10 protein-coding genes are annotated in these 11,085 nt (G+C 73.5%); 7 read left to right on the forward strand and 3 right to left on the reverse strand.

The window, feature by feature from the left end; translation table 11 throughout:
* Window positions 1-9 precede the first annotated feature (9 nt).
* From OG226_RS02200 to OG226_RS02230, 7 genes are all read left to right on the forward strand, one after another.
* Window positions 10-1,017, forward strand: coding sequence for a GHMP family kinase ATP-binding protein (locus OG226_RS02200; protein WP_329347576.1), 1,008 nt, complete (start codon window positions 10-12; stop codon window positions 1,015-1,017).
* Window positions 992-2,050, forward strand: a complete 1,059-nt coding sequence (locus tag OG226_RS02205; RefSeq protein ID WP_329347577.1) for a pyridoxal-phosphate dependent enzyme — start codon at window positions 992-994, stop codon at window positions 2,048-2,050. Before OG226_RS02200 ends, OG226_RS02205 begins: the two co-directional genes overlap by 26 nt.
* On the forward strand, window positions 2,047-3,279 hold the full coding sequence (locus tag OG226_RS02210) for an ATP-grasp domain-containing protein (protein WP_329347578.1): 1,233 nt from the start codon (window positions 2,047-2,049) through the stop codon (window positions 3,277-3,279). The genes OG226_RS02205 and OG226_RS02210 overlap by 4 nt, the downstream gene beginning before the upstream one ends.
* On the forward strand, window positions 3,276-4,799 hold the full coding sequence (gene argH / locus OG226_RS02215; protein ID WP_329347579.1) for an argininosuccinate lyase: 1,524 nt from the start codon (window positions 3,276-3,278) through the stop codon (window positions 4,797-4,799). The genes OG226_RS02210 and argH overlap by 4 nt, the downstream gene beginning before the upstream one ends.
* Entirely contained in the window at window positions 4,786-5,868 is a 1,083-nt protein-coding gene (locus OG226_RS02220; RefSeq protein ID WP_329347580.1) for a GntG family PLP-dependent aldolase, read from the forward strand. The genes argH and OG226_RS02220 overlap by 14 nt, the downstream gene beginning before the upstream one ends.
* A 144-nt stretch (window positions 5,869-6,012) precedes the next feature.
* On the forward strand, window positions 6,013-6,210 hold the full coding sequence (locus OG226_RS02225) for an MbtH family protein (RefSeq protein WP_329347581.1): 198 nt from the start codon (window positions 6,013-6,015) through the stop codon (window positions 6,208-6,210).
* Between the two features lie 99 nt (window positions 6,211-6,309).
* Entirely contained in the window at window positions 6,310-7,059 is a 750-nt protein-coding gene (locus OG226_RS02230) for a class I SAM-dependent methyltransferase (protein ID WP_329347582.1), read from the forward strand.
* A 73-nt stretch (window positions 7,060-7,132) separates the two neighbouring features.
* Here the strand turns inward: OG226_RS02230 and OG226_RS02235 are convergent, their stop codons facing one another.
* The 3 genes from OG226_RS02235 to OG226_RS02245 all read right to left on the reverse strand — a co-directional run bounded on the left by OG226_RS02235 (window position 7,133) and on the right by OG226_RS02245 (window position 11,066).
* Entirely contained in the window at window positions 7,133-8,434 is a 1,302-nt protein-coding gene (locus tag OG226_RS02235) for a helix-turn-helix domain-containing protein (protein ID WP_329347583.1), read from the reverse strand.
* A 211-nt stretch (window positions 8,435-8,645) separates the two neighbouring features.
* Window positions 8,646-8,819 carry a hypothetical protein gene (locus OG226_RS02240; RefSeq protein WP_329347584.1) on the reverse strand — a complete coding sequence of 58 codons (174 nt, stop codon included), beginning with the start codon at window positions 8,817-8,819 and terminating at the stop codon, window positions 8,646-8,648.
* A gap of 135 nt (window positions 8,820-8,954) precedes the next feature.
* Window positions 8,955-11,066, reverse strand: a complete 2,112-nt coding sequence (locus OG226_RS02245; protein ID WP_329347585.1) for an ATP-binding protein — start codon at window positions 11,064-11,066, stop codon at window positions 8,955-8,957.
* Between the last annotated feature and the right edge of the window lie 19 nt (window positions 11,067-11,085).

Genomic DNA, 11,085 nt, shown 5'->3' on the forward strand with positions numbered 1-11,085 from the left:
GAGGCGTAGGTGAAGATCGGCCTGCAAAGCCAGGACCTGCTGTCCGGACAGGACACGCACGGCCAGGCACAGAGGGAGCCGGTGCCCCCGCACCTGGAGCACGGCGTGCTCATCGGCACCGGAACAGCTCCCAGCCACCACGGTGAACTGCTCCAGGGGGTGTTCGAGGACGACGGCAGGCTCCGCCGCGGTCTGGTGACGCTGCCCTGCCCGCTGTTCGCCAGCAACGCGACGGTACGGCTGAGCCGTTGGGAGCCGGAGCTGACGGTCACCCCGCGGTGGAAGACGAAGGCCCTCGACGCCGCCCGCACCACCCTGGAGGTGCTCGGCATGAGCGACTACGGCGGGGAGCTGGAGATGCGGGGCGACGTCGCCGTCGGCCGCGGCCTCGGCTCGTCGACCAGCGACGTGACCGCGGCGATCCTGGCGGTGCTGGCCGCGGCCGGCCGTAACTTCGCGCCGGAGCGGATCGCCCGGATCGCGGTCGCCGTCGAGGCGGCCACCGACCCCTTGATCTACTTCGACCGGATGCTGCTGTTCGCCCACCGCGAGGGTGCGGTCATCGAGGACTTCCACCGGCCGGTGCCACCGCTCGCGGTGGTCGGCTTCTCCTCGGCGGACAAGGAGATCGACACCCTGGCGCTGCCGCGCGCTCGGTACAACGCCTGGGAGATCGAGTGCTTCCGCGCGCTGCGCGGCCTGATGCGCCGGGCCGTGGCCCGGGGCGACCACCGGGAGCTCGGCCGGATCTCCACCGCGAGCGCCCGCATCAATCAGCGGTTCCTGCCGGTGCCCCGCTTCGACCGGGTGCTGGAGATCGCCGAGGAGACCGAGGCACTGGGCGTGCAGGTGGCCCACAGCGGCACGGTCGCCGCCCTCCTCTTCGCGCCCCACCAGCCGGCACTGGAACAGCGCACGGCGCTGGCCGCCCGCCGGCTCGCGGAACTGCGCATCACCGACCACTGGCGCTACACAGCGGGGAGCGAGACACATGTCCCGTACGCACAGCAGTCGTAGGGCTTTCACGAGCGTGGTCGACGGCCACGTTCTGCCCAAGGTCATCCAGGTCGGGCCCAACGTGTACGGGGCCGCCTTCCATCTGATGAAGCTGCTGCCCGCGCAGTTCATCCTCACCAGTGCCATCGAGACCGGCGAGCTCACCGAGGGCACGACGGTCGTGGAGACCACGTCCGGCACCTTCGGGCTCGGGCTGGCGATGGTGTGCCGGCTCAAGGGCATCCCCCTGGTCCTCGTCGGGGACCCGGCGATCGAGCCGCCGCTGCGCCGTCGACTGCAGGCGCTCGGTGCCCAGGTGAGCATCGTCTCGGGTCCCGAACTGCGCACCCGCGGGGTGCAGCAGGCCCGGCTGGACCGGGTGGCCCGCTTCCAGTCCCGGCTCAGCTCCTACTACACCCCCGGCCAGTACGACAATCCGCTGAACCCGGTGTCGTACGGCGCGGTCGCCGAACTCCTGCTGGAGAGCATGGGCACGTTCGACGCGCTGGTCTGCCCGGTCGGCTCGGGCGGATCGTCGTCCGGGATCGGCTCGTTCCTGCGGGCGCTGAACCCGCAGCTGAAGCTGATCGGCGTGGACACCCCCGGCAGCGTGCTCTTCGGTGCCCCGGCCGGGCCCCGGCAGCTGCGCGGTCTCGGCAACGGGCTGATACCGCCGGTCCTGGAGCACACGCTGTTCGACGAGATCCACTGGCTGGACGCGGGGACCGCGTTCACCGCGACCCGGCGGCTGCACGCCGAGCACGCCCTGTACATGGGGCCGACCAGTGGCGCCGCGCACCACGTGGCCCGGTGGTACGCCGAACGGCATCCGGAGCTACGGGTGATGGCGCTCTTCCCGGACGAGGGCCACCGCTACACCAACACCGTGCACAACGACGTGTGGCTGCGCCGCAACGACTTCCTGACCCCGCCGCCTTCGGCGCCGCGCACCCTGGACCACCCCGCCCAGGCCGCCGGCAGCTGGTCCCGGTACTCCTGGCAGCGGCGCACCCGCGACGAGGTCGTCGCCCTCGCGGAAGGAGCGGTCGTATGACCCGGGACGTGTTCGTCCTCGTCGAGAGCAACACCACCGGAACGGGCCGGCTGTTCCCCGCGGCGGCCCGTACGCTCGGACTGCACCCGGTACTGCTGGCCGCCGACCCGTCCCGGTACGCGTCGGTCGGCGGCGCCGAGGTGGTCCGCACCGACACCGACGACGTGCGGGCGGTGATCGACGCCTGCCGCCGGCTGGCCGTCGGGCGGCACGTCGCGGGCGTCGCCACCAGCTCCGACTACTACGTGGAGACGGCCGCCGCGGCGGCCACCGCGCTCGGCCTGCCGGCCAACTCCCCCGCCGACCTGGCCGCGGTCCGCGACAAGGGCACGCAGCGGGCCCTGCTCGCCGCGGCCGGGGTGCGGGTGCCGCGGTTCACGGTGGCCGGCACGGTCGAGGAGGTCCTGGCCGCGGCGGCGGAGACCGGCTACCCCGTGGTCGTCAAACCGGTCACCGGCAGCGGCAGCCTCGGCGTGCTGCTGTGCGCGGACCCCGAGCAGGCGGCCGGACACGCCCGCGCCCTGCTGTCCCGTGGGTCCGACGAACGCGGCCGGCCGGTGCCGCGCCGGGTCACGGTCGAGGAGTTCGTGAGCGGCGCGGAGTACTCGGCCGAGGTCCTCGACGGCAGCGTGGCCGGGATCACCGCCAAGCACCTCGGCGCACAGCCCCTGTTCGTCGAGACCGGGCACGACTTCCCCGCCGCCCTGGCCCCGGCCGCGCGGGAGGCTGTCACCGAGGCGGCCGAGGCCGCCGTACGGGCGCTCGGCGTTGTCCTCGGCCCGGCCCACGTGGAGCTGCGCCTCGGCCCCGCGGGTCCGGTCCTGATCGAGGTCAACCCGCGGCTGGCGGGCGGCTGGATCCCCCGGCTCGTGCGGGAGGCGACCGGCGCCGACCTGATCCTGGGCACGGTCGCCGCGTTCAGCGGACTCCCGTCCCCGGTGGTCGTGACCTCGGCAAGGGGCGCGGCGATCCGGTTCGTGGTGCCGCCCGAGAGCGGCCGGCTGCGCGGTATCGACGGGGTGGCGCGGGCCTGCGCGGTCCCGGGCGTGATCGACGTGGAGACCTACCGGGAGCCGGGGACGGAGATCACCGTGAGCGGCGACTTCCGCGACCGGATCGGGCACGTGCTGGCCAGGGGCGCGACTGCCGCCGAGGCGGCCACCGCCGCCGAGGAGGGCGTGGGCCACATCACCCCGTCCCTGGTGGTCCGTCAGGGGGTGTCGGCATGACGGACTCAGGCCGCCTGCGCAACGCCGCGTCCCCCGAGATCCGCCGCATGCTCCTGGAGCGGCGGGAAGAACCGCGGGCCGCCTGGAAGGCCGAGCTCGACCGGATCACTCATGTCGACCTCGCCCATGTCGTGATGCTCGCCGAGCGCCGGATCGTCGGAGCCGAGACCGCCTCCACCCTGCTCGCGGCCATCACCGAACTGCGCGAGCAGGACTACCGGGCGCTGGAGACCGTGCCCGCCCCGCGCGGCCTCTACCTGGCCTACGAGTCCCATCTGATCGACATCCTCGGCGACGAGACGGGCGGTGTCCTGCAGACCGGCCGCTCCCGCAACGACCTCGGCGTCACCTGCCTCCAACTGGCGCTGCGCGAACCGTACCGGCGGCTGTCGGAGGAGCTGGCCGAACTGGGCCGGGTGCTGCTGGAACGCGCCCATGAGCACCGCGAGGTGCTCATGCCCGCCTACACCCACTTCCAGGCAGCCGTGCCGGTCACCTACGGCCACTACCTGCTCGGGCTGGCGCAGGCCTTCGAGCGGGACGCCCACGCCCTGGCCCAGGCCGGGGAACTGCTGGAGCGGTGCCCGCTGGGCGCCGGGTCGATCGGCGGGACGACCGTGCCGATCAACCCGGGGCGCACGGCCAACCTCCTCGGTTTCGGCGAGCCGGTGCGCAACTCGGTGGACGCCATCGCCACCCGGGACACCGCGCTGCGGCTGCTGTCGACGGCCGTGGTCCTCGGCGTCACCCTCGACCGGGCCGCCCTCGACCTGTTGATGTGGTCGAGCGCGGAGTTCGGGCTGGTGACGATCCCCGACGGACTGGTCGGGTCCAGCTCGATGATGCCGCAGAAGCGCAACGCGTTCGTCCTGGAGCACGTGCAGGGGAAGTCGGCCGCCGCCCTCGGCGGGCTGGTGGCCGCGGCGAGCGCGATGCGGGGCACTCCGTTCACCAACTCCATCGCGGTCGGCACCGAGGCGATGACCCATGTGATGCCGGCGCTGGACGCGACGATCGACGCGGTGAAGATCCTGCGGCTGGCCTACGACGGGGCCCGGCCGGTGCCCCGCGCCATGGCGGACCGGGCGACAGCGGGGCTGACCCACGCGACCGCCACCGCGGAGCTGCTGGTGCGCCAGGGGGTGCCGTTCAGACGGGCCCATCACCAGGTCGGGGAGGCCGCGCTCGCCGTCGTGGAAGGACGGACCTGCTCGCTGGGCGCGGCCCTGGAGGCGAACGGCCACCTGCCGGCCGGCGAGTCCGCCGACCTGAGGCCGGAGGCCGTGTGGTGGGCGGCGGAGTTCGGCGGCGGCCCCGGCCCGGCCTCGTTCCGCCGCTGCCACGAACCGCTCACCCTGCGCTGGGAGGACCATCGCACCCGGCTGGCCAAGGAGGCCGCCCGCTGGGGCGACGCCGACGAACGCCTGTGGAACGCCGTAGCCCAGGTGCACAGCAGGACGCGGGACACCGTCGCGGCCGCCGCACCCGATTCCGAGGAGGACTTCCATGCCGAGCACTGACCGCGGCGCCGCCCCGGCGCCCGTCGTCGAACTGCGCAGCGACACCTTCACCCTGCCGACGCCCCGGATGCTGGCGGAGATGACCAGGGCGCCGCTCGGCGACGACGTCTACGGCGAGGATCCCACCGCGCGTGAGCTGGAGGAGCTGGCCGCCCGGCTGCTGGGCATGGAGGACGCCTGCTTCATGCCGAGCGGCACAATGGGCAACCTGGCTGCTCTGCTGGCCCACTGCCCGCGCGGCACCAAGGCCCTCGCGGGAGCCGAGTCCGACATCTACGTCTACGAGGCCGGCGGCGCCTCCTACTGCGGCGGTGTGATCGTCGAGCCGGTGCCCAACCGGACCGACGGCAGCATGGCGCTCGCCGACATCGAGGCCGCCTTCCCGGAGGACCCCGAGGACCCGCAGTTCGCGCTGCCCGCCGTGCTCTGTGTGGAGAACCCGCAGAACCGCTGCGGGGGGCGGGTGCTGCCGCTGGAGTACCTGGCGAGGGTCCGGGCACTGGCCCGCTCCCGCGGGGTGGCGGTCCATCTGGACGGGGCCCGCCTCTTCAACGCCGCTCTCGTTCTCGGCGTGCCGGTGCACGTCGTCGCCGGTTACGCGGACTCGGTGCAGTTCTGTCTGTCGAAGGGGCTGTCCGCGCCGGTCGGCTCGATGGTCGCGGGCAGCGCCGAGTTCGTCCGGTCGGTCCGGCGCATCCGCAAGATGCTCGGCGGCGGCATGCGGCAGGCCGGGGTGCTGGCCGCGGCCGGGCTGGTCGCGCTGCGCGAGATGACGCTGCGGCTCGGCGACGACCACGCCACCGCGCGCCGGCTGGCCGAGGGACTGGCCGCGCTGCCCGGGGTGGTGGTGGAGCCGGTCGAGACCAACATGGTCTTCTTCCGGGTCGACGCCCCCGGTCTGACCCAGGCCCGGTTCATCGAACGGGCCTGGGCGGAGGGCGTACGCCTCGCCGAGCTGGGCCACGGCCGGATCCGGGCCGTCACCCACGCGGGGGTGGACGCCTCCGACATCGACCGCGCCCTGGCGGTCTTCCAGGAGCTGCTGCTGCCGCAGACCGCCGCCGCCTGACCCTTTCCACGACACCGACCACCTTTTGCCGACGACCTTCTACCTACCGACCGTTCCACGCCTCATCCGTACCACCGCAACCACCCGCTCCACCCGTTCGAACCCATCCCTGAAACCGTTCCACCACACGATCGGAGAACCGTCATGCAGCAGAACTCCCAGCAGTGGCTCGTCGTCGTCAACGACGAGGAGCAGTACTCCGTCTGGGCCGCCGACCGGGACATCCCGCAGGGCTGGCGCGCGGTCGGCGTCAGCGGTCCGAAGGAGAGCTGCCTCGACCACATCGAGCGCACCTGGACCGACATGCGCCCGCTGAGCCTGCGTTCCGCCACCGCCGCCTGACACCGGATCCGGGGGTGCCGGCAGACCTCGGTCCGTCGGCGCCCCCGTTCCGCACCCGACCATCAGGACCAGGACACAGGCCCGGAAAGGACTTCACGGATGACGACGGCCCAGCCGCTCATGCCCCGCACGGCCGACGCATGGGGGCACCTCCTGCTCGACTGCCACACCGCGGGACTGCCGCGGGACACCTACTTCGAGATCTGTGAACGCGACGACGGATACTTCAGCGGCTACGACGCCGTGGGCTTCTTCGCGAGCCCCGACGCCTGGCCCGAGCTGGACCGCTGGGCCTTCGCCCGGTTCCGCGGCCGGGTCCTGGACATCGGGGTCGGGGCCGGCCGGTTCGCGGTCCCCCACCAGGACCGCGGCGGGGAGATCGTGGGCCTCGACGTGTCGGCCGACGCGCTCGACGTGTGCCGGCGCCGCGGGCTGGCGGAGACGTTTCTCGGCACCGTCGACGACCTGCCGCAGAGCGCCCGGTTCGACACCTTCCTGCTGCTGGGCCGCAACCTCGGCCTGCTGGAGAGCCGGGAGCGCGCCCCGCGGCTGCTGAGCGCGCTGGCCCGGCTGGCGCGGCCCGGGGCCAGGATCGTCGGGACGGGGATGGACCCCTATCTGCTCGACGAAGCCCAGCACGCCGAGTACCTCACGGCGAACCGGCGGCAGGGCCGGATGAGCGGCCAGATGCGACTGCGGCTGCGTCACCGGCTGCTGGTGACGGACTGGTACGACTACTTGTTCGCCTCGCTGCCGGAGCTTGAGGCGCTGGCCGAGGGCACCGGCTGGCAGCTGGCCGAGGCCGAATGGCAGGGCGCGGAATACGGTGTCGTCCTCACCCTGACCTGACGCCGGGTTGACGCGTGGCCATGGACTGCGACCCGCCGGGTGCCACCGGCGGGTCGCAGTCCATGGCCACGCGTCAGCTCTCGCCCACCGCCACGGTGCGGACGCGGTCCTCGGGTCCGGTGCGGTGCATCACCGTCGCGCCCCAGCGCCGGGGTTCGCGGCGTGCGTCGGCGTACAGATGGCGGACGTGGTTGAGGACGGAGAAGCGCGGTTCGTCAGCGCCGGGGCTCTCCGGCCGTACCAGACCGTAGGTCACCAGGGTGAAGACGATCACGGCGGCGTCGGCGCCGGAGGTCCCGACGGCCGTCGCCGCCTCGGCCACCGACCAGCTGCGGTAGTCGTGGGCGACCGTGGCGAGGAAGGACACTCCGGCCGGGTTGAGCCGGCCCAGGGTGCGGCGCAGGCGGACCATCAGGTCGCGTGAGGGGGCGGCGGTCATGGGCGGCGCGGTCAGGCCGAACGGGCTGCGTTCCACCTCGGCCAGCAGCTCCGCCAGAGAGCGGACCAGGGCCCAGCCGCCGGCGAACTCCAGCGCCCTGGGCAGTCCGTCGAGGCGCCGGCACAGTTCGGCGACGACCGCCGCGTCGGAATCGTCCAGCCGGAACAGCGGGTTGTCGGCGCGGATGTGCGCGCACAGCAGCCGTACGGACGGCACCTGGGCCAGCAGTTCCGGGGCCGACTCGGCGCCGGGGGCGGGCACCGGCAGCGGGGCGAGGCGCAGGATCTGCTCGCCGGGCACGCCGCACGGCGCACAGGCGGTGACCAGGACGCGCAGCCTCGGACGGGCCCGCATCAGCGCGCCGAGCCGGTCGGCGCTGCCCGCGGTCTCGGCGTCGTCCAGCACCAGGACGGTCGTCTCCCCGGGGACGCGGTCGGCGAGTTCGTCAACCGGTATCTCCTCGCCGCGGGCCCGCCACAGCACCCGGGTGCCGTCGGCCGCGGCCCGGCGCACGGCCTCGGCGGCCAGGTGCGACTTCCCGACCCCTCCTATGCCGACGACGGACACCAGCCGTCCGCCCGGCTGTGCCAACAGGTCGGTGAGGGCGGCGACTTCGGCGTCCCGGCCGATCAGCGGACCCCGGGCGAGCCACGGCGTGGGACCGCAGCCCTGTTCCCCGGGGTGGTCGGCGGTGCCGGGCCGGCGCCGGACCGCGTCCAGCAGGGTCTCGCGCTGGGTGGGGCCGAGCCGCAGTCCGTCCGCCAGCAGCCGGACCGTGTCCGGCCGGGGGGAGGGGACCTTGCCCTGCTCCAGGTTGCGTATGGCGCGCACGCTCACGGTGGTGAGGTCCGCGAGTTGCCGCTGGGTGAGCCCGGCGCGCAGGCGGTGGTCTCTCAGCCGGACACCGAGGTCCTGCCGCGTTCGGATGTCGTTCATGACTTGCTCCGGTGGGCCGTTCCGAGGTGCTGGTGGAACCGGTGGGCGGGACGCCGTCCGAGTTGGTCGCCCGGTGCCGTTCCCCGGTCTCGTTGCGGGGCATCGCCGGTGGCTGCCGGGTGCCCGCCGGACGCCGACGCGGCCGGGGCCGGGCGCCCGCGGCGGCCTCCCGGCCGTGCCACGTCGGCGCCCGGCCCCGGCCGGCGCATCGTCAGCTCCAGGGGTTGGTGTTGTCCGTGCCGCCGCCGTCGGCCAGTACGCTCGCCGTCCGCTGCGGGTGCGCCGCGGTCTCGGCCGCCGCCGCGCCCAGGAGGGCGGCGACCGCGGTGATGATGACGACGGCGGCCCTCATGGGCTTTACGACCGGTGCGAAGCTGCTGTTCATGGTGGCTTCCTTCCTCTCCTTCGGCCCTCTGCCGGACTTCTGGAAGGAAAGTTAGGGATCGTTGCAATCACGCCACTTTGCCGTCGCTATCCCTCGTGGATAGCCGCCGTGGCCTGCGGGTTCTCCCTCTCGCGGCTACCAGGCGGAGGCTTCTCCCGAGGCCGTGAAGGAGGGTACGGCGGCCTGCGCGGCGTACGTCACTTCCTGTTCCCAGAGGTGCCAGCCCACGCGTTCCAGACCACGTTTGAGATAGCGCCGGTAGGTGCTGAAGGACAGCGCGAGTTCCCGTGCCACCGCCTGCTGGGTGCTGCCGCCCTTGACGTAGGTCGCCCAGACGGCGGCGCGCTGGCCTTTCGCCCGGGGGTCCTGGTCGATGGACTCGATGGCCCGTAGGACGAGCCTGCGCAGGTTTTCCTCCGGATCGCCGGAGCGCCGGGCGACGAACGCGGCGTGCAGCAGCGGGTTGCCGGCCAACCGCTCACGCTGGTGCCAGTCGCGCAGCACGTCGTGGACGGCCCGGTCGAAGGCGGCACGGGACAGGACGGTCGTGTGCGGCGGTCCGGTGATGCCGGGCGCGCGCAGACCGAAGAACATGTGGTCGTCGAGCAGATCGCACCATTCGCTCATTCCTGTGGTCCCCCAGTCGTGTGCGAAGAGCGCGCCACTCTGTGCGGCGAGTCGCGGCGCGCTGGGCAGGCGGCGGAAGTCGGCGTACTCCAGCAGGTCGTAGGAGCCGTCAGCGCACCATGCGTGGAAGGTCCAGGCGAGCCGTTCCTGCACGTGCAGCTCGCGAGTGACGCGGGCGAGCATGCCGGCGGAGGCGGCCACGAGTTCGTGCGGGCGACGGCGCAGCAGGGTGAACCGCACCAGGTTCACCCGCTCCCCGGGGCGGAGTTCCCGGTACGACTCGACGTGCTCGCGGACGACGGCGACCACCGGGTCGATGGCGGTCTCCACGGCGTCCCAGCGGTCGAAGTTCAACAGGCCCAGCACGCCGACGACCTCGCCGGTGCGGGCGCTGCGGTAGATCCGGAAGCCGCTCGGCCTGCGGTGCAGCCAGAAGTCGACGGCGGCCACGCCCTCCGGGCCGAGGCGTTCGCGGGCGAGTTCACGGGCGGCGGGCAGGTCCTCGGCGTCGCAGGTGGTCTCGTACACCGGATCGGCCGCGGCACCGGTGTGCTCGTCGCGGCCGAGTCCGGAGAAGCGCCGGCCCCGGGTCTGGATGTGGTTGAAGGCCCTCGCCGCGCGGAGCGAGACCGGCTCGGGGCGGGTGCGCATCAGCGTCTGGAAGTGGGCGCGCAGCGCCTTGTGCAGGGACAGGTAGGCGTCGGGTGCACGCCAGCCGAGATCACGGTCCAGGGCCTCGGCGACCACGGGCAGCAGCCGCAGTCCGGAGCGGCCACTGGTGACGTAGGGCTGGCGGCGCAGCCAGTCGAAGATCTCGTGGGCCTGTTCCGGCAGGAAGGCCCGCAGCAGGTCCTCGGTGGTCTCGGGGACGTGCGCGCAGATATCCAGGGCCTGACGGTGCAGGGCGGAGGGAACCGGGTCGACCACCCGGTCCAGGAGTTCGGCGACAGCGTCGGGCTCGGGCCGCCACTCGTCCCCGGGCGGCACGTCCAGGCCCTGGGCGGCGAGCCGCAGGGCGAGGGGGTGGCCGGCGGCGAAGGCCAGCCGGGCGGAGCGGGCGGTGATGCGGCCGGGCGCGGCGTCCTGGAGCAGGCGCCCCGACTCGGCGCGGGACAGCCGGTCCAGGCGTCCGACGCGCAGGGTGTCGGCCCAGGCCGGGTCGGTGCGCCAGCGCAGTCCCGGCGGCTCGCGGCCCGCGAGCACGACCAGCGAGCCGGGCGGCAGGCCGGTGAGACAGTGGTCCCGGAACCAGTCCTCCAGCGGTCCGAGCCGGTCGGCGCCGTCCATGAGGAGCACCGGTCGGCCCGTGCGCGGGATGTCCGTCGTGGCGGCGAATGCCTCCTTGGTGGGTCCGGTGCGTGCCGCGTCCACCTCGACGACGTGCCGTCCCCGTCGCCGCGCCTCGACGGCGAACCGGCGCAGCAGTTGGGTCTTGCCGATGCCGCTGGGGCCGTGCAGGGCCAGCACCGGAACGGTGCCGGGCGGCTGGTCCAGCGCGGCGCGGAACCGGGCCAGTTCGTTCTCCCGGCCGACGAAGCGGCGCAGGAACGTCTCTTCACGGTCGCGGACGGAATCGTCTGAGGCCGTCCGCCGGGGCGCCGGAGCGCTGTGCGGGTTCATGTGGGGGCTAGTACCTCTG

The sequence above is a fragment of the Streptomyces sp. NBC_01261 genome (assembly GCF_036226385.1).
In the GTDB taxonomy this organism is placed as follows: domain Bacteria; phylum Actinomycetota; class Actinomycetes; order Streptomycetales; family Streptomycetaceae; genus Streptomyces.